A 22926-nucleotide genomic window follows, 5' to 3' on the forward strand; every position below is an offset into this window, starting at 1 on the left:
AAAAAATTGTGACCGCTTTTTCAACACTGAACGTTTTACCCGCTGCCCAGCTCGCCAATCTCAATGAGCTGGGTTATCTCACGATGACCCCTGTGCAGGCCGCCGCCTTGCCCGCGATTCTGGCGGGTAAAGATGTGCGCGTGCAGGCCAAAACCGGTAGCGGTAAAACTGCGGCATTTGGTCTGGGGCTGCTTCAACACGTCGATGCTACCCTGTTCCAGACACAATCTTTGGTCTTGTGCCCGACCCGCGAACTGGCCGATCAGGTCGCGGGCGAGCTGCGTCGTCTGGCGCGCTTTTTACCAAATATTAAAATTTTGACCCTTTGCGGCGGGCAGCCTTTCGGTGCGCAGCGCGATTCGCTGCAGCATGCGCCGCATATCATCGTCGCCACGCCGGGTCGTTTGCTGGATCACCTGCAGAAGGGCACCGTGTCGCTGGATGCGCTGCAGACGCTGGTGATGGATGAAGCCGATCGGATGCTGGATATGGGCTTCAGCGAGGCCATCGATGAGGTGATCCGCTTTGCCCCGGCCGAACGTCAGACGCTGCTGTTCTCCGCCACCTGGCCGGAAGCGATCGCGGCGATCAGCGGGCGGGTGCAAAACCATCCGTTAACCATTGAGACCGATTCCGTCGACGCGTTGCCGGCAATCGAGCAGCAGTTTTTCGAAACCTCCCAGCGCGGAAAAATCCCGCTGCTGCAAACGCTGCTCAGCCAGCATCAGCCGGCCTCCTGCGTGGTGTTTTGCAACACCAAAAAAGATTGTCAGGCGGTTTGCGATTCGCTGAATGCCGCAGGGCAGAGCGCGCTGTCGCTGCACGGCGATCTTGAACAACGCGATCGCGATCAGACGCTGGTGCGTTTTGCCAACGGGAGCTCTCGCGTGCTGGTCGCCACCGACGTCGCCGCGCGCGGCCTCGATATTAAATCGCTGGAGCTGGTGGTTAACTACGAGCTGGCCTGGGATCCGGAAGTTCACGTGCATCGCATCGGCCGTACCGCCCGCGCCGGCGAGAGCGGTCTGGCTATCAGCCTCTGCGCGCCGGAAGAGGCGCAGCGCGCCAACATCCTGGCCGAGATGCTGCAGCTGAAGCTGAACTGGGTGAGCGCGCCAACGAACGGCAATGTCAAACCGCTTCACGCAGAGATGGCGACGCTGTGCATCGATGGCGGGAAGAAAGCAAAAATGCGCGCTGGCGATGTGCTCGGCGCGTTGACCGGAGATATGGGCTTTGACGGCGCCGACATCGGCAAGATTAACGTCCATCCTGCGCATGTCTATGTGGCCATTCGCCAGAGCGTGGCGCAGAAAGCCTATAAGCAGCTGCAGAACGGCAAGATTAAAGGCAAAAACTGCCGCGTCCGCCTGCTGAAATAAGCGATGATAACGCGTCTCAGAGGTGACTCTGAGACGCCGGTCGGTTACTTCACTTCTACCACGTTCAGACGCAGTTCATCCAGCTGCGCGGCATCGTCTTCCGGCTGCCAGCCGGCAGGCTGCAGCGGAATCTCTTCCCGGTCAAACGCCAGATCGCCGCCATCAACCACTTCTGAGTTGTGGTTAATCCCTTTAAAGTCAAACAGGTTGATGTCGCTCAGATGAGACGGCACCACGTTCTGCATGGCGCTGAACATGGTCTCGATACGGCCAGGATAGCGTTTATCCCAGTCGCGTAGCATATCGGCAATCACCTGGCGCTGCAGGTTAGGCTGCGAACCGCACAGGTTGCACGGAATGATCGGGAAACCTTTCGCCTGCGAAAAACGCTCAATGTCTTTTTCACGGCAGTATGCCAGCGGGCGAATCACGATGTGTTTACCGTCATCGCTCATCAGCTTCGGCGGCATGCCTTTCATTTTGCCGCCGTAGAACATGTTCAGGAACAGCGTCTGTAAAATATCGTCGCGGTGATGGCCGAGAGCAATCTTCGTCGCGCCCAGTTCACTCGCGGTACGGTACAGGATACCGCGACGCAGGCGTGAACAGAGCGAACAGGTGGTTTTGCCTTCAGGAATCTTCTCTTTGACGATCCCGTAGGTATTTTCTTCGACAATTTTATACTCGACGCCAAGCTGCTCCAGATATTCCGGCAGGATGTGCGCGGGGAAACCCGGCTGCTTCTGATCGAGGTTGACCGCGACCAGCGAGAATGAAATCGGCGCACTTTTCTGCAGGCTGCGCAGGATTTCCAGCATGGTGTAGCTATCTTTACCGCCGGACAGGCAAACCATAATCCGGTCGCCGTCTTCGATCATGTTGAAATCGGCAATGGCTTCGCCGACGTTGCGGCGCAGGCGCTTTTGCAATTTATCGAGGTTGTACTTTTCTTTTTTGCTAATTTCTTGATTTTGCAGCATTTAATAATAGCTCAATTCATAGTGTGGCACACGCACTCTGCCCACGGCACGGCGGGTGGTCGCAATTAATGACGTCGGACGTTGCTCAGTCTAAGTCTGTGGCGTGTATGGTACGGATTCGCGGTGGGGATGTCAGCACATTTCAGGTAGTTTAGCCTGGCAGATGTTGAGATAAAAAGCCCGCCCAGAGGGCGGGCTGAAGGGGTTAACGCACAACCAGTACGGAACAGTCGGCATGACGAACGACGGCCGCAGCGTTGGAGCCGAGCAGATAGGTCGTAATATCCGGGCGGTGAGAGGCGATAATCACCAGATCGGCCGGCAGCGTTTTCGCCAGCTCCAGAATGTTATCCTTCGGCGAACCTTCCTTAACATGGAAATGCACCCGGTCTTCAGGAATGGCGAACTGAGCGACGATCTCTTTCAGACGCGTCTCCGATTCCGCTTTAAACTCATCCATCGGCGGTAGTTCGGTGGTATAGGCCATCCCCAGCGAGGCGTAATAGGGAAGGGATGGAATCACGGTCAGAAAGTGTACTTCGGCATCGTCAATGCGCGCTTCCGCCTCAACGTGACAGACAACGCGTTGAGTTAATTCTTTATCAGAAATATCAATAGGTACAAGAATTATTCTGGCCATAAAACCTCCTGTTTAAGTAACCGCTTAAAGTGTACGCCATTTGGCGGCGCGATGTACCATGACGGGTCACATTTTAGCGTGAGTGACTCCGGAGTTCGGTAAATTTCCCTTTGATGACGCCATCATAAAAACGTCCCTTGGACACCACCTGCAAAAAAAGGCGGTAGATGCGTTCGGGCACCTTCTCATAGCGAAGCGTGCTATCGTCGTGAAACCGGATTTCGAGGATGCCAGAGGCCTCGTCATAGGCGATGGAGGCGATTCGGGATGACTTTACGGGGTGATGATCCATGGCTGGCGTCCTTTACGGCAGGCTTTACCGGCAATATATCATTTATCGGGTAACGGTTTTAATACTCCAGGGATATTGTTTTGATTTGATTGACGGTTGCTGGTGAACCCGGTATCGGCACGGGTCGGTCCGGTCAAGGCGATAAGTAATGCCAGAGGCGCAGTGACTTTATATCAATGTTGTCATCTTCGCGCTGCAAACTGGCTTGCGCACAGACGCCGGGAATACTATTCGGCGTGAGCGAATAAATCAGAGCGATGCCCGTCTATTTAATGCAACGATTATCGTCATCGCTCGCGCTGAGAATTTTATTGCTGGCGGTCGTGGGGAATTGTCGACGGTTATTATGATGATTGCCGGGGTAATGGGCCGGGGGCTAATGGTGGGGGCGTCACACCAACGGCGTTTATTATGCCGATATTTTTAACTTAGCGCATTGAGGATGTAAAAGAAGGCAATACGGGCGAATCGGTGTGGAGTAATAAATTCTTCCGTGATGGTTATAGTCTTTATGAATGTATTAAGCGGAAGTATGTTAAATAAAAATTATACTTCGTGACGCGGTGGGCGTATTCTGTGGGCGTTACATGCCCTTTATTATTGTCAGGTTTTATTATGATCGTCACATATTATATTCACGCATGATATTATTTTGACGATAAAAATGACAAGCCCGAATGAATATTCGGGCTTTTTTTATGGTGAAACTTAAAAACAGAGCCGATTAACTCTCGGTGGCCGGTTTCTCCGCTTTGCCGGCCATCTGGGCCAGGAAGTCATAGCGTTTTTGCAAATCCGCCGCCGCATCTTTCCACAGCTGCTCCGCCACTTCGGGCTGCTGGGCATTGAGGCGACGGAAACGTTGCTCATTAAGCAGCGTTTCGGCCAGCGCGTCTGAAGGTGGGCGAGAGTCCAGCGCCAGCGCCAGTTTACCTTCATCCGCACGACGAGGATCGAAGCGGTACAGCGGCCAGAAGCCGGTGGCGGTCAGCTGACGCATCTGATCGTGGCTGAGCGCCAGATCGTAACCGTGCTCTTCGCAGGGGCTGTAGGCGATAATCAGCGACGGGCCAGGGTAGGCCTCCGCTTCCTGAATCGCTTTCACCGTCTGATTCAGCTGCGCGCCCAGCGAAATTTGCGCGACGTAAACATGCCCGTACATCATCATGCTGACGCCGAGGTCCTTACGCGCTTTGCGCTTGCCGTGCTCACCAAACTTGGTGACCGCGCCGAGCGGGGTCGCCTTCGACGCCTGGCCGCCGGTATTGGAGTAACACTGCGTGTCGAGAACCAGAATGTTGACGTTTTCTGTCAGGCTCAGGACGTGGTCGAGACCGCCAAAGCCAATGTCATAGGCCCAGCCATCGCCGCCGATAAGCCAGATGGATTTCTCAACCAGCGCATCGGCATCGGTTAAGAGCTCCTTCGCGCCTGTTTCATTAGCCAGAACCTGGCGTAGCTCAGCCACCTGTTCACGCCGCACCTCCGGCGTGGCGTCGGCCTGCAGCGCGTCGTACAACGCTGCTGGCAGTTTGTCGGCAAACGTTGACAGCAGGCGCATTACGCGCTGACGGTGCTGGTCGACGGTTAAGCGGAAGCCGAGGCCAAATTCGGCGTTGTCTTCGAACAGCGAGTTTGCCCACGCCGGGCCGCGGCCGTTGGCGTCGGTGGTATACGGGGTGGATGGCAGATTACCGCCGTAAATCGACGAGCAGCCGGTGGCGTTAGCGATCAGCATCCGATCCCCGTACAGCTGGGTCAGCAGTTTGATATACGGCGTTTCGCCGCAGCCGGAGCAGGCGCCGGAATATTCAAACAGCGGGCTGATCAGCTGCGAGGTGCGGATATCAATACGTTCCAGAGTGCTGCGGTCGATTTCCGGCAGGTTGAGGAAGAAGTCGTAGTTCACTTTCTCTTCTTCCACATGTTCAAGGCGCGACATCATGTTGATGGCCTTGATTTCAGGATTCTGTCGGTCTTTTGCCGGACACACTTCCACGCACAGGTTACAGCCGGTGCAATCTTCCGGCGCCACCTGCAGTACATATTTCTGCCCGCGCATATCGCGCGATTTCACATCCAGGGAGTGCAGGCTGGCCGGTGCCGCGTCCATTGCCTGCGGAGGGACCACTTTGGCGCGAATCGCTGAATGCGGGCAGGCGGCCACGCAGTGGTTACACTGGGTGCACAGCTCCTCCTTCCAGATGGGGATCTCTTCGGCGATATTGCGTTTTTCCCAACGGGTGGTGCCCATTGGCCAGGTGCCATCCGGCGGCAGAGCGGAGACCGGTAGCGCATCGCCGAGCCCGGCCAGCATGGCGGCGGTGACGGTTTTAACAAAATCCGGCGCGGCGTCGGAGACCACCGGCGGGCGGTTCGGGCTGGAGGCATCAACCGGGCGCAGCGGCACTTCGGCCAACGATTCGCGCGCCAGCGCCAGCGCCTGCCAGTTGCGTTCAACCAGGTCCTGACCTTTGCTGCTGTAGCTTTTAGCAATGGCGCCCTGCAGTTCGGCCAGCGCGCTGTCGCCCGGCAGAATTTGTGTTAAATGGAAGAATGCCATCTGCATGACGGTGTTGATACGGGCGCCAAGGCTGCACTCGCGGGCGATCTTCGCGGCGTTGACAATATAAAAGCGCGCTTTTTTCTGGTTCAGTGTCGCCTGCACTTCCTGCGGCAGGCGCGACCACACTTCATCGACGCCATAAGGCGTATTGAGCAAGAAGATTCCGCCGGGTTTTAACCGCTCAACCATTTGATATTTGTCGATAAACTGTAGCTGATGGCAGCCAACAAAATCGGCCTGTGAGATCAAATAGGAGGAGCGAATCGGTTTTTCACTGACCCGTAAATGCGAAACGGTCAACCCGCCGGCTTTTTTCGAGTCATAGACAAAATAGCCCTGCGAGAACCACGGTGTGGAGTTGCCGATAATTTTGATATTGTTTTTAGTTGCCGAGACGCTGCCATCGCTGCCGAGGCCGTAGAACAGCGCCTCCAGTTTGGCTTCTGATGGCAGGGTGTTCTCCCCCAGAGGCAGGGAGAGATTGGTTACATCATCATAAATGCCGACGGTGAATCGAGGTTTGGGCCGGGCTTCGCGTAATTCATTGAAGATAGCCAGCACGCACTCCGGGCCGAACTCTTTCGACGACAGGCCGTAGCGACCGCCGATGGTGCGGGGCAGGGTTTCACGCTCGCCGCGGTTAAAGGCTTCCGCCAGCGCGGTCATGATATCGAGGTACAGCGGCTCGGCATGGGCGCCCGGTTCTTTGGTGCGGTCGAGAACGGCGATAGCGCGGGCGCTTTCCGGCAGCGCCTCCAGCAGATGGGCGGCCGAGAAGGGACGATAGAGGCGAACTTTCAGGACACCGACTTTTTCGCCACGGCTCAGCAGCTCGTCCACGACTTCTTCACAGGTGCCGATCGCCGAGCCCATAATCACAATCACCCGTTCTGCCTGCGGATGGCCATAAAACTCGAACGGTTTATACTGACGCCCGGTCGCGGCGGCGAAATCGTTCATCGCCGTTTCAACGTGGTCATAAACCGCGTCGTACCAGGGGTTCGTGGCTTCGCGAGACTGGAAATAAGTATCCGGGTTCGCCGAAGTACCGCGGATCACCGGATGTTCCGGATTCAGCGCGCGTAGACGGTGCGCGTCAATCTCGTCCTGAGGCAGCAGGCTGCGAATGGTGTCGTCCGCAAGCGGGGTGATTTTATTGATTTCATGCGAAGTTCGGAAACCGTCGAAGAAATGAATAAACGGCACCCGGCTCTTAAGCGTGGCGATATGGGAAATCAGCGCAAAGTCCTGGGCTTCCTGGACGCTGCTGGCGCACAGCATGGCGCAACCGGTCTGGCGCACGGCCATGACGTCGGAATGGTCGCCGAAGATTGAGAGCGCGTGGGTAGCGACGGTACGAGCGGCAACGTGCAGGACAAACGGCATCAGCTGACCGGCCAGTTTGTACAGCGTGGGGATCATCAGCAGCAACCCCTGCGATGAGGTAAAGGAGGTCGAGAGCGCCCCGGTTTGCAGCGCGCCGTGTACGGCACCGATGGCCCCGGCTTCCGACTGCATTTCGACGACGCGAGGCACATCCCCCCACACGTTTTTTAGCCCGTTACCCGCCCAGGCATCCGCCTGTTCCGCCATCGTTGAACTGGGCGTAATCGGGTAGATGGCGATAACCTCACTGGTGCGAAACGCGACTGAAGCGGCCGCGCCATTACCGTCGATAGTAATCATAAGAAGACACCCTAACATTGCGCAAAAGAAGAGACCCGACAAACGGCTACAGGTCCTGTAATTATAGTGGCTAGTATAAGGGCATTATCTATACCCTTGAAGTTGTGAGGCTTTCGAGTGCACAAATTGATCCACGAATTCTCCCCCGAGAGGCAGATTTTACCAACGAAATCGAACTTATCTTACTGATTATTATAAATTTATATGGGGCGGGAGGCGTCATAACGGTCAGGCTCCCCGCGGTGACAGCCCATCTGCTGAAGGGATTGCAGATGAGAACGGTCATTCTGTTTTTGAGATCTCTGAACGGGTTAGAGTCTGTTCAGGTTGGGGTAAATTAGTGCAGCCAGTCTGGACACGGACCGCGCGGAACAACCGAAGCGTACAGGTTGTGCGCGAGGATTGTGCGCACTGCCCAGGTCTGAAATGGTAAATATGATTTTAATATTCTGCCTTTACAAAGATAAACAAAGGTTGAAATAAACTCTCTTCTGATGATGCTAATATCAGCTCAGCTTGCTGGATTAACTACGGAATGGTTAGCAAAAGTCAACCTGGAGAGTTTTTATGCAAAAATCTACCCGAAAAGCCCTTTGTACAAAGCGATGGTCACGGACGCCTGAATCACAGGACCTGCAAAAAGATCGGTTTGATCAAATTTGGTCAGAGCATAAAGACAGCCGTTGCCGTAAAAAAGAGTGGAAAAAAGCGGGCTCAACTTTGTGCGGTAAAAACTCCCCCCTGAGCTGTGAGTGATATTTGATTAGGTTCCTGCCTCCTGTATCAAAATTAAGGAGGCAGTCTCCCCCGGGACTTAAATTATACGTTCCCTTTGATGGCTGAAAATAGACTTTAAGGTATATCTAAAAACGCCGGATTTTAAATGAAAAAAGGTTACCCGATCGCGGGATTGCGATCTGTTAATAGCCTTAACACTATGACGGCGTCGGCGGGTGGACAAATAGCCGATCGGGATAACCTTCATCGCAGACCCGCGCTCCGGAGATAAGTGCCGGGAAAATGGATGCCATTACAACCCTGCCACCAGGCGGGGTTTTAACGTTATGGATGGTATCAGCCTGGTCGTGAGAGCGACGGGCGTATTAGCAGATGCTCTTCCCTCATCAGACGTACAACCCTGTGACGGCGAAAGTGACAATCCGCCATAGCGGCCAACGGCGCTCGTCGCGGGTATGGATGGCCCGCTGAATGTCCATCATTTTCCTTGCCAGGATAACGATCGGCGGAAAATTTGCTAAGAAATGTTAATGGAGCGCATAAATACGGTTTTCGCCTCTCGACGTCAGGCGCTGCGCTGCCTATTATTCTGGGGTTTGTTTATTTTGGGAAGTTTCTGAGGGGAGAGACGATGCGAGCAGCGTTTTTAGTAGGGTGTGCCGCGTTATTATTGTCGGCCTGTAGTAGCGAACCTGTTCAACAGGCGACAGCGGCACACGTGTCGCCGGGAATGCGTGCCGCGATGAGCAGCTCAGGGCAGGCAAACTGCGCGATGATCGGTGGCTCATTGTCCGTGGCACGACAGCTTGATGGTTCGGCGATCGGCATGTGCGCGTTACCTAACGGCAAGCGCTGCAGCGAGCAGGCGTTAGCGGGCGGAAGCTGCGGTAACTACTAGTTGACCAGGTCGGCGAGTTTATAGACCAGGGTCTGATCGGCCGTGGCCAGCGTCAGCTGATTTTCCGTCAGGTCAACCTGTGCGCCATCACGCAGCATTTTGCTCAGCGTATTATCCAGCGTATTCAGCTGAGGATCGGTGCACAGCATACGGGTCATCGCCAGCGTTTTGACCTTCAGCTCGCCGCCGCTGATTTTGCCTTTACCGCTAAAGCGGTTGCACATATTTCCTGAAACATACATCTCTTCGCCAAAACTCAGCTCCAGCGGTTTGGCTCCTGCCGCCAGCGCCTGGCCATTCACGCTGGTCAGGACGAAACGATGGTGCTGAAGTTGCTCCGCGCCGGTGGAAACTTTGCTGTTGTAGACACAGCCGGATAACAGCATTCCTGCCGCCAGCAGTGCAGCAAACTTGTTCATTTTTCCTCCAAAAACATTTATCACATCTGTTAAATACGCACAGTTTAACTTTACTGCAGGCAATTTCTGTGGGGGTTATCTGAATGTGCCCCCCGCGCAAGGAGGGCACAAAAGGGAAAGGACTTTCAGACCAGCGCGTTCGGGCAGGTTTCGCCAGCATCGACCTGGCGCAGGTTATCCAGGGTCGTTTGTGAAATGCTGATCAGTGCTTCGGCGGTCAGGAAAGCCTGATGCCCGGTGAACAACACGTTATGACAGGCAGACAGGCGACGGAAGACGTCATCCTGAATCACGTCATTGGACTTATCTTCGAAGAACAGGTCGCGTTCGTTCTCATACACGTCCATGCCCAGCGCCCCGATTTTCTGGTGTTTCAGCGCATCGATCGCCGCCTGAGAATCAATCAGCGCCCCGCGGCTGGTGTTGATCACCATCACGCCGTCTTTCATTTGCTCAAACGCCGCATGATTCAGCAGATGGTAGTTCTCTTCCGTCAGCGGACAGTGCAGGGAGATCACATCGGACTGTGCATACAGCGTCGGCAAATCAACATACTCGACGCCGAGATCCAGCGCTGCGGCGCTTGGATAGGGATCGAACGCCAGCAGGCGCATGCCAAACCCTTTCAGAATACGCAGCGTGGCGACGCCGATTTTGCCGGTCCCGATCACCCCGGCGGTTTTACCGTGCATGGTAAAGCCGGTTAAGCCTTCAAGCGAGAAGTTAGCATCGCGGGTACGCTGGTAAGCGCGGTGGATGCGGCGGTTCAACGACATCATCATGCCGACGGCATGTTCAGCCACGGCTTCCGGCGAATAGGCGGGAACGCGGACAACGCGCAGACCCAGCTCTTTTGCCGCATCCAGATCGACGTTGTTAAACCCGGCGCAGCGCAGGGCGATGTACTTCACCCCGTATGCTTTCAGCTCTTCCAGCACCGGACGGCTGCCGTCATCGTTGACAAATATGCACACGGCTTCACAGCCGTTGGCCGTTTTCGCGGTTTTTTCGGTTAACAGGAAGTCGAAAAATTCGAGTTCAAAGCCATATGTATCATTAACATGCTGAAGGTACTTTTTATCGTACTGCTTCGTACTATACACAGCGATTTTCATAAGACTTTTCTCCAGTGATTATACCGTCACGGTAGCATATTTAAAATAATCGTACAAATATTAAAAATTAGTTTAGCCTGGCGGATATAATATTAATTCTAGAGCATATCACTGAGTTGAGGTATCTCTTTAAAACACAATGTATTTTACCAAAAACTGAAGCTGAAGGCACCGGGAGCCAGCAGGAGCAGCGGCCAGAGAAGTCCCGAGCTGACATTGGCCAGTTGAAAACGCCAGAACGGAGTGCCGCTGACGCCGCTGGCCAGCGGCAGGGTGGCGCGAAGCGGAGAGAGAAAACGGCCGAAAAACACCGCCCATTCGCCGTGGCGATGGAGAAAGGTCAGGCTACGGGCCAGCCGATCGCCGCGCAACCAACGCAGCCGTAGCAGACGATGCTGATGCCGCCGTCCCAGCCACCAGGAGATCCAGAATCCGCCGATTGCCCCCAGACTGGCGCTGAGCCACATAAATAAGAAGTGATTCAGGCTGCCGGAGGCGAGCGGGCCGAGCAGCAGCAGCCCGGAGGTGCCCGGCACCAGCAGAGAAATCAGGGCACAGGATTTGCTGAACGTCAGCAGAAAGACCAGCAGCAGCAGGAATGAATAGTGGCGCTGCGCATACTCAATTAGCGAAACAAAAAACTCCACGGGATCCACCCACTTATTTGAACGATTCCCGCGAGTGTGACAGGCGCTGGCTAAATGGCGGTTAAATAAGCGAATGGCAACAATTCACCATAACGATGATGTCACAGCAACTATTCTTAGAATCTATCCCGGCAGGGCTATCGGCACAGGCAATTTGCGCGCAAAACAGCGCGGAGAAAGCGGAGTGTAAAGGGTGTCGGTGAGAATTTGATTCGCTTCTCTCACCCTGCGGGCCGCTCTGAAGGGCGCTCAAAGATAAATCGTTGCGCGCCCTGCCCGGGGCAAAATGACAAGCAAAATAGTCCTGATGAGATAGGCTCTTAAGCGGGACAGAAACTTTAACTCATTGGTCGAACGTGCCACAATACGCGCTACTTTCGGCTTTTACTTTTGTTTAATCAGGATATTAACTGCCCATGAAGGGTAAATATAAAGCCGCCATCGCGCTATTGTTAGCACTTATTCTGCTACCGCTGGCCTTGTTGTCGACGCTTACCCATTGGGTACCTACGCTGGCAGGGATCTGGCTGCCAGAGGGAACCCGCATTTCGCTGCATGACAGTCCGCGCCTGACGCGTTCTGCGCTGCGTATACCCGATTTACGTTATCTGGTCGGCGACTGCGAACTGGCGCGGATAACCGATGCCCGACTCTCACATCCCAGCCGCTGGCGGCTGCAGGTTGACGAACTTGATATCAACAGCGCCTGCCTGAGCAAGCTGCCGGAAAGTGAGCCGGCATCCGGTGCGCCGCGTACGCTGGCGGAATGGCAGTCCATGCTTCCCTATAGCTGGTTGACGATTGAGAACCTGCGTCTCTCTCCGTGGGAAAAGTGGCAGGGACGACTGGTTATGTCATTGACTCCGCAGCAGCAGGATATTGGCTACAGCGGTAAAGAGGTGACGCTGCAGGCGCGCCTGCGCGGGCAGGCGCTGACGGTGAGCGACTTCTCCGCGCAACTGGTCGAAGGACAGGCGCCGGTGAAGCTGGTGGGCGAATTTCATATGCCGCTGGTGCCGGATGGTTTGCCGGTAGATGGGCATCTGATCGCCATGCTCGCGTTCCCGCAGACGGCAGGACTGGTTGATGCGGAGCTGGAGTGGCAGAAAAACCGTGGGCAGCTGCTGGTGACGCCGCGCGGCGATGTGCAGCCGATGCTCGACTTACCCTGGGAGATCACCCCGGAGCGAATTGCCATCAGCGATGGTCGCTGGAGTACCGAGTATGCCGGGTATCCGCTGAGCGGCCGCGTGGCCTTGTCGGTTGGCAACTGGCAACAGGGCACCGAGCAGATGCGGGTCAGCGGTCGTCTCAACGTTCTCACCCACGGGGAAGGCGGGAAGGGGAACGCCGTACTGACGATAGGTCCTGGCAAACTGAGCATGGACAACAGCGACATGCCGTTGCAGTTAACCGGCGAGGCCAAGCTCGGCGATCTGATCGTTTATGCCGTGCTGCCGGCGAACCTGACTGGCCCGCTGACCGCGCCGGCGCTGACGTTCCATCCCGGCGCGCTGCTGCGTTCCCGCGGCCGGGTCATTGACTCGCTCAATATAGATGAAGTCCGTCTGCCGCTGGCTGGCGTGAAGGTGACTCAGCAGGGCGTGGACGGCCGTCTGCAGGCTATTTTGCGCGCGCACGAACAGCAAATGGGCGACTTCTCGCTGCATCTTGACGGCCAGGCCGACAACTTTATGCCCGACAGCGGCCGTTGGCAGTGGCGTTACTGGGGCGAGGGCCGCTTCACGCCGATGCAGGCGAAGTGGGACGTCAAAGGGGCGGGGGCGTGGATAGACAATTCGATTGTGCTGAACAGCCTGTCGACGGGCTTCGATAAGCTGCAGTACGGCACGATGCTGGTCAGCACGCCGCGGTTAACCCTGGACGAACCGGTGCACTGGCTGCGCGGCGAACAGCACCCTAAACTGACCGGCGCACTGTCGCTGGACGCGGGTAAAACCAGCTTTAGCAGCGGCAGCGAACTTCCCCCCTCCACGTTAAAGTTCAAGATCGACGGACGGGATCCCACCTGGTTTCAGTTCAGCGGGGCGCTCCACGCCAGGAAGATCGGTCCCGTGCGGGTCACCGGGCGTTGGGATGGTGAACGTCTGCGGGGCCAGGCCTGGTGGCCGAAACAGTCGTTAACCGTGTTTCAGCCGCTGGTGCCGCCAGACTGGAAAATGAATCTGCGTGAAGGAATGCTGTATGCGCAGGTCGCCTTCTCCGCGGCGGCAGATCAGGGGTTTGAAGCCGGCGGCCACGGCGTCTTAAAAGGCGGCAGCGCCTGGATGCCTGACAATCAGATTAATGGCGTAGATTTTGTTCTGCCTTTCCGTTTTAGTCAGGGGACCTGGCAGCTGGGAACCCGCCGACCGGTGTCGCTGCGTATTGGCGAAGTCGTCAACCAGGTGACGGCGAAAAACCTCTCGGCGGATCTGCAGGGCTCCTGGCCGTGGAGCGAGAGCGAACCGCTTCAGCTGAGCAACGTCAGCGTGGATATTCTCGGTGGTAAGGTGACCATGCAGCAGCTGCGGATGCCGCAGCATGACCCGGCGCTACTGCGTCTGCAGCAAATTTCCAGCAGCGAGCTGGTGAGCGCGATAAATATTAAGCAGTTTGCCATGTCCGGCGCATTCAACGGCGCGCTGCCGCTGTGGCTGAACAATGACAAATGGATCATTAAAGATGGCTGGCTGGGTAACCCGGGGCCGATGACCTTACGTCTTGATAAGGATATGGCGGATGCGATGGTCAACGACAATATTTCCGCCGGTGCGGCGATTAACTGGCTGCGCTATATGGAGATCTCCCGTTCATGGACGCGCATCGATCTCGATAATCTGGGCATGCTGACGCTGAAGGCGACCATCAGCGGAACCAGCCGCGTCGGGGAGCAGAGTAATACGGTGCATTTAAACTATTCTCATGAAGAGAATATTTTTGACCTGTGGCGCAGTTTACGTTTTGGCGACAATTTGCAGGCATGGTTTGAGCAAAATGCGGTGCTCCCCGTGCGCAGCTGTACGGACAGTAAAAAGTGTAAGGAACAACAATGATGAAATTGCTAACGCCGGTGCTGATAACGATGCTGCTGGCGGGCTGTACGCCACGAATTGAAATCGCGGCGTCAAAAGAGCCGATCACCATCAATATGAATGTCAAAATTGAGCATGAGATTCATATCAAAGTGGATAAAGATGTTGAAGAGTTACTGAAGTCGCGTAGCGATCTATTCTGAGGTGGCGATGAGAAAACGACTGTTAACGGCGGCGTTAGCGCTTGGCCTCTTCAGCTCATCGGCGCTGGCGCTGACGCTGGGGGAGGCCCGGGAGCAAGGGCGGGTCGGGGAAACGCTGAATGGCTATCTGGCGCCGCTGCGTCAGGACAAAGAAACGCTGGAGCTGGTCAAACAGATCAACGCGGCCAGGAGCGAAAGCTATCAGCAGCTGGCGGATGATAATAACCTGCCGGTGGATGAGGTGGCGAAAATGGCCGGGCAAAAACTGGTCTCCCGGGCGCAGCCGGGGGAGTATGTTCAGGGACTGAATGGCAAATGGCTGCGGAAATAGCGCCGCCGCTTTTGCCTGGCAGAAACGGCCGCTGATGAGACTCACTTTCATCAGCGGCGGCGGGGCCGGACGGCGATTAGCGTCAGGGTTAGCGGTGTTGTTGTAAAATCGTCAAAAAGTCCTGTTTACTGGAGATCAATGACAGCGCATTGGCAATGATTTCATCGCTGAAAATAGAGGCGATGTCCTTCAGAACATCAATATGCTCCTTCTCTTTGGCAATCACGCCAATGGCGATAAACATGACGTTGCTTCTGTCCCAGATGACACCGTCCGGGAACTGAAATATTTCTATCCCGGTTTTCAGAATGATATTGGTCGCGGATTTCGGCAGGTGTGGAAGCGTAATGCCATTGCCTAAAAAGGTGGACACCTGACGCTCCCTTTCAGCAAGAAAAGCGATGCAGTCTTCGCTAACGTAGCCTTTCTTTTTAAATTCCTCACCAAGCAGGGTCAAGACTTCGGTCTTATTTTTCGCCTTGTAACCAAGGTGAAGATTCTCTTGCGTAATATTAGCGATCATTGTGAGCGACCTCCGCGCCGTTATTCACCCGCGCATCATATTTATTCGACGATAACTCTTCTTCTAATTGTTCCAGCGATTTGTTCGAGGTTTCCGGGAGCGCCGTGACCACAAAGATAATCGCGATATAGTTGATAGCCGCAAAAATCAGGAATACGGGGCCAAGGCCGAGCTTGGCCTGGAGCAGCGGAAACAGGTAGCTGACAACGGCATTCATGATCCACATGAAAAACACGGAAATCCCCATGGACAGGCCGCGGAATTTCAGCGGGAACAGTTCGGCCAGCACCACCCAGGTAATAAAGCCCATCGTCCCCTGCATGACCCCGACAAACAGCGCGCCGAGTAGCCAGATGGCCGTCGCTTTGATATCGCCAACCAGCGTGTAATCGACGCCGGCAATGATCAGGTGCAGCGTCGCCATAATGGCAAAACCGTAAATAATGATGGTTTTGCGTTTAAAGCGATCAACAAGGAAGAACACCCCAACCAGCATCCCCCCCACGGAGAAGACCCCGTTGAGCACATTGCATATTAAGGAGGTTCTTTCAGAGAAGCCGGCCGTACTCAGGATTTCGGTGCCATAGTACATAATGACATTGACCCCGGTGGTCTGCTGTAACGCGGCCCAGATGATGCCCACCAGCAGTAATTTAAAAATCCACGGCGTACTGAGAATGGTGACAAACGCGTTTTGCGTACTGAATTTACGATCGGCTTCGACTTTGATGAGGGTGGAAATATCGGCGAACTCTTGCGCCGCACGTTCCGGGGAGCGGATCTGCTTTAATACTTCCAGCGCTTCCTGATGTCGGTTTTTGCTCACCAGCCAGCGCGGGCTTTCCGGAGAGCGCAACATCCCGACAAATAAACAGATGGCCGGGAGAGCCTGGACCATTAACATATATCGCCAGACATCGGGGAGATGGCCCCAGATGATGCCTATCACGGCGTTGACGGCGAATGCGGCAAGCTGCCCGATAACAATGGCGACTTCATTCAACCCCGTGAGTTTACCGCGCATTTCAGTGGGGGCGACTTCGGAAATGAACGTTGGTGCTGTGACGGAAGCGCCGCCAACGGCGTATCCGAGCAGAAAACGGGATATCAGTAATACGGTGATATCCGGCGCGAGGGCTGACATTAATGCCCCGACAAGGAAAATAAATGACAGGCAGAGCAGATATTTTCGTCTGCCAAAATAATCGGCGAGGGTTCCGCCAAAAACGCTGCCAATAGCGGCGCCCACCAGCAATACGCTCATGACCAGACCTTCCGTCGTCGGCGTCAGGCCCATATATTGCTTCAGTGAAGAAAATGCACCATTAATAACCCCAGTGTCATAGCCGAATAGCAGGCCGCCAAATGTTGCCACCAGCGTTATTTGGTGAAGCCGCTTTCTTTGCTGTACGTTCAGTTTCATGATAGCTGACATTTTCATACCTTTTATTTTCATTAACAGCACCGGTCATTCTGTTTCTCTTCGCCCGCGGCGACAGGTTTATCCTGTCGAACGATGACGGAGGGAGACGAGATGGGTGGTGCGATTATTCGTCTTCATCACACTATGCTGAGGAGCAGCGGGCGATGAGGCGTGTTTTTGATTGACGGTGTGTTATCAGTGTCTCTGGATTGTGTGTGGCATCTGTGATGCTTGCTGTCGACATTCACACGCTTACCCGACAGCGCTTTTGCACAGAACAGACTGTGCGGATCCGCCACCGCGTGTGGCCGTCGTTTATGCAGCGATGAAAGCCAATCTGCGGTACGAGGTGTTTTGCCGACGCCCCGTTGTTCTTTGTCACCGGCGTTCCTTTCAATGGGAAAACCATCGCGACCAGTACGTAGTCAATGGCATGACAACGCTCCCTGCCGTCCGACGAGGTCAATCTTCTTGCTGTTTCCTTCATGGTCTCCTCCGTGCTTGCGGGTTTGCATACCGCCGAGAGTGGACAGATTGCGTTTTATCGAAGGGTAATATGACATTCGCTAATGAAATAAAATCACAAATAGATCACAAATTGAAAATTTCATTTCATTTAATTTTGTTTGAGACGAAACAAATTTCTCTTTGTGAGAAAAGATAATGTTTTTATATCATTGATAATTAAGGTTAAATTTTGATGGGGTTTGTGAGGGTGTTAAAAATAAGCTATTGAATTAAAAGTTAAATTTTTGATACGAGTCACGCTTTTAAATCCATACGATTATTAGTGAAATTAAAATTCCATTTTATATTTTTTATACGCTTTTGTTTTTTTTCCGGGTCACAGCCTGGTCAGGCGGGAACCGGGGCGAAACGCGTGGGACGAGGCCAGCCGGGGGAACATAGCGGACGTCAGGCGGGCACCCGGCGACGGATAGACGAACCAGAGAGCAACTGGGAGAGCGGCGGCCGGATAGCGCCGGGGGGGAACGCAAGTCTACGGCACATTGGCGTATAAATCAGCGGCAGCGCTTGCGGTATTCCCCAGGCGACACGCCAAAACGCTGTTTGAAAGCGGTCGAGAAGTGGCTGTGGTCGCTGAATCCCCAGCTATAGCCAATTCCCGCCAGCTTTTCGTCATCACGGGCACTGTGCAGCGCCTGCGCGCAGAGATCGAGACGCCGGTTCTTAATATATTGCGCGACCACCAGCCCCTTGTCGGCAAACAACCGGTACAGGCTGCGAACCGACATCCCGGTCTCGCTGGCCAGCCACTCCGGACGCAGATGTTCCGCCTGAATGGACTCATCAATTAAATCCATAATCTTCTGAAACTGCTTCTCCCTGCGCGATGGCCGGGGGTCGTGATGATGCAGCATCGGACGCAGCAGACAGACGATGGCCTCCAGCGCCGCGGCGCTCTCACTTTCCGATAGCTCCGGGCTGCACATGCTCTCCTGCAACAGCCGCTGGCTGAGCTGGACCATCGGTAGCGATTTTTCCAGCCGTGTGGCGATGCTTATCTCACTGCCGCGCAGCTGTTGTTCAAGCAGCTGTCGGGGGAGTAGCAGGGAGGCCTGGCGCGATGTCTGCTGCCAGAAAATAGAGCAGGGGCGTGATGCGTCAATCAGGGTGATGTCGCCGGCGTCGAGGACCACCTGGCGATCGTCCTGCTCGATAGCCGCCTGGCCGGAGAGCTGGAAAACGGTATAAAACCAGTCGTCATTGCTGCGCTTAATTTCGTTGCGGGTGCGGAACAGATTGACGCCGCTGGCGGTGACGGTGCTGACTTTCAGAGTGCCGGCATAGCTGGCGTCAATCTCCCCATGAAAGCGACCTTCCAGCGGACGAGCGGCAAAATGGCCGCAGACCTGATTGATTTTCGCCAACCAGCGCTGGTAGTCCTGTCCGTGCTCCGCCGTCGCCATAGTCTGTCTCATGTAAACATAATGTTTTTGCATTGTTGCATTTACACGGTGGCATACAAGAGCGAGGCGCGGAGTATATGAAAGAACTATTACCTGAGGCACATTTCTGCGTCCGCAATATGTTGAATTGCGGCGGCTGTCACAGCGGCACAAACGAATGTCACAGAGAAAAAAGCGCGATCGTCAGCCTCGTCGTAGACTGAATTCACGATCCGTGAGCAATAAGGAAGCGATATGTCCACAGCACAGGTAGCGCTGCTTGCCAGCGTTCAACAGTTTTTAGACCGCCAGCATGGCTTATATATCGACGGCACCCAGCAGGCGTCGCAGAGCGAACAGCGCCTGACCGTCTGGAACCCGGCAACCGGGCAGGCCATCGCCAGTACCGCGGATGCCAACGCGGCCGATGTCGATCGCGCGGTGATGTCGGCGTGGCGCGACTTCGTCGCCCGCAGCTGGGCAGGGCGCACGCCGGCCGACCGCGAACGTATCCTGCTGCGTTTTGCCGATCTGGTCGAACAGCACGGCGAAGAACTGGCGCAGCTGGAAACGCTGGAGCAGGGGAAATCCATCCAGATTTCTCGCGCATTTGAAGTGGGCTGTACGCTGAACTGGATGCGTTATACCGCCGGACTGACGACCAAAATCAGCGGACGTACGCTCGATGTGTCGATTCCGTTCCCGCAGGGAGCACGCTACCAGGCGTGGACGCGAAAAGAGCCGGTCGGCGTTGTCGCCGGGATCGTGCCGTGGAATTTCCCGCTGATGATCGGGATGTGGAAAGTGATGCCGGCGCTGGCGGCAGGGTGCTCTATCGTCATCAAGCCGTCGGAGACCACGCCGCTGACCCTGCTGCGGGTTGCCGAGCTGGCTACCGAGGCCGGGATCCCGGACGGAGTATTTAACGTCGTGACCGGCAGCGGCGCCGGATGCGGTTTGGCGTTAACCTCTCATCCGCAGGTGGCGAAGGTCAGCTTCACCGGTTCCACCGCAACCGGTAAGCATATCGCCAGGACGGCCGCCGACCGCCTGACCCGCGTAACGCTGGAGCTGGGGGGGAAAAACCCGGCGATCGTGCTGAAAGACGCCAACCCGGAGTGGGTAATCGAAGGGCTGATGACCGGCAGTTTCCTCAATCAGGGCCAGGTCTGCGCCGCCAGCTCGCGTATCTATATTGAAGCCCCGCTGTTCGATAACCTGGTGAGCGGTTTTGAACAGGCGGTGAAGTCGCTGCAGGTGGGACCGGGGATGCTGGAAACGACTCAGATTAACCCGGTTGTGTCAAAAGGGCACTGCGAGAAAGTGGCGGCTTACCTCGATGAGGCGCGCAAGCAGCATGCGGAACTGATTAGCGGACAGGCCGGGCCGGATACGCACGGCTATTATATCGCGCCGACGCTGGTGATTAATCCGGACGCCGGGCTGCGACTCAGCCGGGAAGAGGTCTTTGGTCCGGTGGTCAACCTGGTGCGCGTCGCCGATGGCGAAGAGGCGCTGCGTCTGGCTAACGACAGTGATTTTGGTCTGACCGCCAGCGTCTGGACCAGCGATTTGACACAGGCACTGAGCTACACCGAGCGCCTGCAGGCCGGGACGGTGTGGGTCAACAGCCATACGCTTATCGATGCCAACCTGCCGTTTGGCGGTATGAAGCAGTCCGGAACCGGGCGCGACTTTGGCCCGGACTGGCTGGACGACTGGTGCGAAACGAAATCGGTCTGCGTGCGTTACTGACTCTCGCCTCAGCGCCTGACGCCCGGAGTTCGAACTCCGGGCCGGGCGCTGAAACCTGTTTTTTTATCCTGCTGTTGCTTATTGATTAAAGAGTCTAATTGCTTGATGGTTTCCGTTAACTGGGTTGACCATGAGTGTGTCTCCTGTTGTTGCGCAAGGTGAATAGTATTAATAAACGCAGCGGCAATGACTGCCGCTTGACTATAATGTTTATTTTTTTGCGTAAGGTAAGTGGCATCATTTTTGATCCATTCGGTAATAAATTCAGCATAGCGTGTCTCGATGGCCATAATAGTATTGATATAATTTATCCATCCAGCGGTGAGACGAAATGCCCGATCGGCTATAAATAGCAGCACGGCAAGCGTTAATAGTGCGAGGGATAATTGAGTTAACTGCAGTTTCTCAGTTGCATCAGCAGCAAACGGAAGTCTAAGGGTCTGAATGCTACCGATGATTAGCATGATGATTAAGATTACCGAGAGCAATAATAAAGAGAGTAAGCGTTTTTTTCTGACCTCTTTTTTATACCAACCGGTAATGCTTTCTTTGTACATGGTGCAAATTTTAAAAACTGTATCCAGTTTTTGTTCTGCCGGTACTAAATGTAATTTAGCTAACTCGTTGACAGCGAGGAGGTAGTGAGTTTCTGTTCCCATGATTATCCCCGTAATAACATTATGTTAATTATGCTGTTAGCCAACAATCCCCACGAATGCCTGCCAGCGACTGTCGATGCCGGATATCACGGGTATTTTATCGATTGAACTCTTACTTCGAGTACAGTCTGCTATTTTTACTTTGTCAATCCTGACCGCTTTTCACGCAGCCTGCGATGAGGTTCCTATGAACTTACTGGTGTTTTGCGACGGTACCTGGAATACGCCCCAACAGCTTGATGATGGAAAACCCGCGCCGACCAATGTGGTCAAACTCAGGAATGCCGTGGCGGAAAACACCCAGCAGCGAGTCTATTACCACTCCGGCGTCGGTACCGATGGCGGGGTGGTCGATCGCTATATCGGCGGCGGCATCGGCGAAGGCCTTGATAAGAATATTATCAGCGCCTATTACTGGCTGGCGACCCGCTATCAGCCCGGCGATAAAATATGGCTGTTTGGCTTTAGTCGCGGAGCTTATACCGTCAGGAGTCTAGGCGGAATGATTTCGCGCTGCGAATTATTGAATGCCAGCCAGGCAGGAACCGGCGACGATAAAGTCTGGGAGGATATCAACGATCTCTTCAGCGATTACCGCCAGCCTGCAGGCAGCGCGCCGGCGATCGTTGCCAGCGTGGGTAGACCTTTTTATTCGGTAGCGACGGGGCATCCGACCAGGGAGAGCGTCCCTATATATTTTATTGGCGTCTGGGAAACGGTGGGGGCGCTGGGTATTCCCGATGATATGGCGTTAGCCAATCTGCTGGATGATCCCAAAAAGTATGCCTTCCACGATACGTCACTCAGCCCGATTGTCGAACATGCCCGCCATGCGCTGGCGCTGGACGAGCAGCGGCAAAGTTTCATTCCCACGCTGTGGGACAATGTGGCGGATAACCCGCAGGTGAAACAGCGCTGGTTTGCCGGCGTGCATGCTGATGTCGGCGGCGGCTACGCGCAGTGCGGATTATCGGATATCACCCTGCAATGGATGATGGCAGAGGCAGCCGGACTGGGACTGACGCTGCTGCCGGGTATCGACGCCCAGCTGGCCCCCGATCCCCATGGACTGCTGCATGATTCGGTCACCGGCATTTTTAAACTGCTGCATACCTGCCCGCGCAGCGTACCGCGGATTGTCGCCGGAAGCCCCGATGTTGATGCCAGCGTGATACAGCGGCAAAGTCAGCCGATGCTGCTCCACGGTCGCTACCGACCGGTCACCGATGTGACGGCAGAACACCCGGCGACCTTTGACGTTTTTGCGCGCGAGCGCTGGAATGCAACGGGGATCTGGCTGGAAGCGGGAGTGGAGTATCGCTTTACGGCCACGGGGAAATGGCTGGATGGCTCGGTGCCCTGCGAGGCGGGCGGGACTGATGACGGTAAGTTTTATCCCGGCGAGGCCGCGCAGATTATGGCCTCCGTTTCCGACAAACTGGAAGCGTTATGGAAGGGGGCGACTAAAAACCAGGATGTGGATTTTTGGCTGAGTCGACGCGTCGGTACGGCACCGTGGTTCGCTCTGATTGGTGTAGTTGCCAATCACGCAGATCCCGCACCCGACGCGCCTGAGCCGCGGCATGAGATTGTGGTTATCGGCAGCGGATGCCGGTTCACACCGGCTAAAAGCGGCTATTTTTACGCTTACGCCAACGATGCGTGGCAAATGTATGATAACAATCGTGGCAGCGTCTCCCTGACGATTTCCCGCTAAGCGCCAT

General features: G+C 55.1%; 18 protein-coding genes. 7 read left to right on the top strand and 11 right to left on the bottom strand.

The annotated features are described in order from the left end of the window. The first annotated feature begins 8 nt into the window (after positions 1–8). Positions 9–1382 (top strand): ATP-dependent RNA helicase DbpA, encoded by a 1374-nt coding sequence (gene dbpA, locus MC50_RS20055; RefSeq protein ID WP_047665558.1) that lies wholly within the window; start codon positions 9–11, stop codon positions 1380–1382. 44 nt (positions 1383–1426) lie between these two features. Here the strand turns inward: dbpA and ttcA are convergent, their stop codons facing one another. From ttcA to nifJ, 4 genes are all read right to left on the bottom strand, one after another. Beyond that, the gene (ttcA, locus tag MC50_RS20060; RefSeq protein ID WP_004861225.1) at positions 1427–2362 is read right to left on the bottom strand and encodes a tRNA 2-thiocytidine(32) synthetase TtcA; all 936 of its coding nucleotides are present in this window, start codon (positions 2360–2362) and stop codon (positions 1427–1429) included. 205 nt (positions 2363–2567) lie between these two features. Continuing rightward, positions 2568–3002 carry a universal stress protein UspF gene (gene uspF, locus MC50_RS20065; protein WP_032687993.1) on the bottom strand — a complete coding sequence of 145 codons (435 nt, stop codon included), beginning with the start codon at positions 3000–3002 and terminating at the stop codon, positions 2568–2570. A gap of 73 nt (positions 3003–3075) precedes the next feature. After that, the gene (locus MC50_RS20070) at positions 3076–3294 is read right to left on the bottom strand and encodes a KTSC domain-containing protein (RefSeq protein WP_047664814.1); all 219 of its coding nucleotides are present in this window, start codon (positions 3292–3294) and stop codon (positions 3076–3078) included. A 724-nt stretch (positions 3295–4018) separates the two neighbouring features. Beyond that, the gene (gene nifJ, locus MC50_RS20075; protein ID WP_047664815.1) at positions 4019–7546 is read right to left on the bottom strand and encodes a pyruvate:ferredoxin (flavodoxin) oxidoreductase; all 3528 of its coding nucleotides are present in this window, start codon (positions 7544–7546) and stop codon (positions 4019–4021) included. A 1369-nt stretch (positions 7547–8915) separates the two neighbouring features. Between nifJ and MC50_RS20080 the strand changes: the two genes are divergently transcribed. Next, complete coding sequence (locus MC50_RS20080; RefSeq protein ID WP_004861238.1) at positions 8916–9182, top strand: putative hemolysin; 267 nt, start codon at positions 8916–8918, stop codon at positions 9180–9182. On the opposite strand, the gene hslJ is transcribed toward MC50_RS20080, so the two are convergent. The 3 genes from hslJ to MC50_RS20095 all read right to left on the bottom strand — a co-directional run bounded on the left by hslJ (position 9179) and on the right by MC50_RS20095 (position 11363). Continuing rightward, on the bottom strand, positions 9179–9601 hold the full coding sequence (hslJ, locus tag MC50_RS20085; protein WP_032687989.1) for a heat shock protein HslJ: 423 nt from the start codon (positions 9599–9601) through the stop codon (positions 9179–9181). The genes MC50_RS20080 and hslJ overlap by 4 nt on opposite strands. Before the next feature lie 125 nt (positions 9602–9726). Then, positions 9727–10716, bottom strand: a complete 990-nt coding sequence (locus MC50_RS20090) for a 2-hydroxyacid dehydrogenase (protein ID WP_032687988.1) — start codon at positions 10714–10716, stop codon at positions 9727–9729. A 146-nt stretch (positions 10717–10862) separates the two neighbouring features. After that, positions 10863–11363: a DedA family protein gene (locus MC50_RS20095; protein WP_032687987.1), complete on the bottom strand. Its 501-nt coding sequence runs from the start codon at positions 11361–11363 to the stop codon at positions 10863–10865. Between the two features lie 416 nt (positions 11364–11779). Between MC50_RS20095 and MC50_RS20100 the strand changes: the two genes are divergently transcribed. From MC50_RS20100 to MC50_RS20110, 3 genes are read left to right on the top strand one after another with little or no spacing between them, the layout of a single operon-like run. Continuing rightward, positions 11780–14419 (top strand): YdbH family protein, encoded by a 2640-nt coding sequence (locus tag MC50_RS20100; protein WP_047664816.1) that lies wholly within the window; start codon positions 11780–11782, stop codon positions 14417–14419. Then, positions 14416–14601 (top strand): YnbE family lipoprotein, encoded by a 186-nt coding sequence (locus MC50_RS20105; protein WP_102047547.1) that lies wholly within the window; start codon positions 14416–14418, stop codon positions 14599–14601. Before MC50_RS20100 ends, MC50_RS20105 begins: the two co-directional genes overlap by 4 nt. A gap of 7 nt (positions 14602–14608) precedes the next feature. Beyond that, positions 14609–14932 (top strand): YdbL family protein, encoded by a 324-nt coding sequence (locus MC50_RS20110; protein ID WP_032687984.1) that lies wholly within the window; start codon positions 14609–14611, stop codon positions 14930–14932. A gap of 88 nt (positions 14933–15020) precedes the next feature. Here MC50_RS20110 and MC50_RS20115 read toward each other — a convergent pair whose 3' ends face one another. From MC50_RS20115 to feaR, 3 genes are all read right to left on the bottom strand, one after another. Further along, the gene (locus MC50_RS20115) at positions 15021–15455 is read right to left on the bottom strand and encodes a PTS sugar transporter subunit IIA (RefSeq protein WP_032687982.1); all 435 of its coding nucleotides are present in this window, start codon (positions 15453–15455) and stop codon (positions 15021–15023) included. Further along, on the bottom strand, positions 15445–16890 hold the full coding sequence (locus tag MC50_RS20120) for a sugar porter family MFS transporter (RefSeq protein WP_032688017.1): 1446 nt from the start codon (positions 16888–16890) through the stop codon (positions 15445–15447). Before MC50_RS20120 ends, MC50_RS20115 begins: the two co-directional genes overlap by 11 nt. A 1010-nt stretch (positions 16891–17900) precedes the next feature. Then, on the bottom strand, positions 17901–18809 hold the full coding sequence (feaR, locus tag MC50_RS20125; protein ID WP_032687981.1) for a transcriptional regulator FeaR: 909 nt from the start codon (positions 18807–18809) through the stop codon (positions 17901–17903). Positions 18810–19043: 234 nt separating this feature from the next. Here feaR and MC50_RS20130 point away from each other — a divergent pair, with 234 nt between their 5' ends. Then, positions 19044–20543: an aldehyde dehydrogenase family protein gene (locus tag MC50_RS20130; RefSeq protein WP_047664817.1), complete on the top strand. Its 1500-nt coding sequence runs from the start codon at positions 19044–19046 to the stop codon at positions 20541–20543. Between the two features lie 8 nt (positions 20544–20551). Here MC50_RS20130 and MC50_RS20135 read toward each other — a convergent pair whose 3' ends face one another. Next, positions 20552–21202, bottom strand: coding sequence for an SLATT domain-containing protein (locus MC50_RS20135; RefSeq protein WP_047664818.1), 651 nt, complete (start codon positions 21200–21202; stop codon positions 20552–20554). A 187-nt stretch (positions 21203–21389) separates the two neighbouring features. Here MC50_RS20135 and MC50_RS20140 point away from each other — a divergent pair, with 187 nt between their 5' ends. After that, a complete protein-coding gene (locus tag MC50_RS20140) occupies positions 21390–22919 on the top strand; it encodes a DUF2235 domain-containing protein (RefSeq protein WP_047664819.1) in 1530 nt (509 codons plus the stop codon). Positions 22920–22926: the final 7 nt, after the last annotated feature.

The sequence above is a fragment of the Klebsiella planticola genome (assembly GCF_000783935.2).
GTDB lineage: Bacteria > Pseudomonadota > Gammaproteobacteria > Enterobacterales > Enterobacteriaceae > Klebsiella > Klebsiella planticola.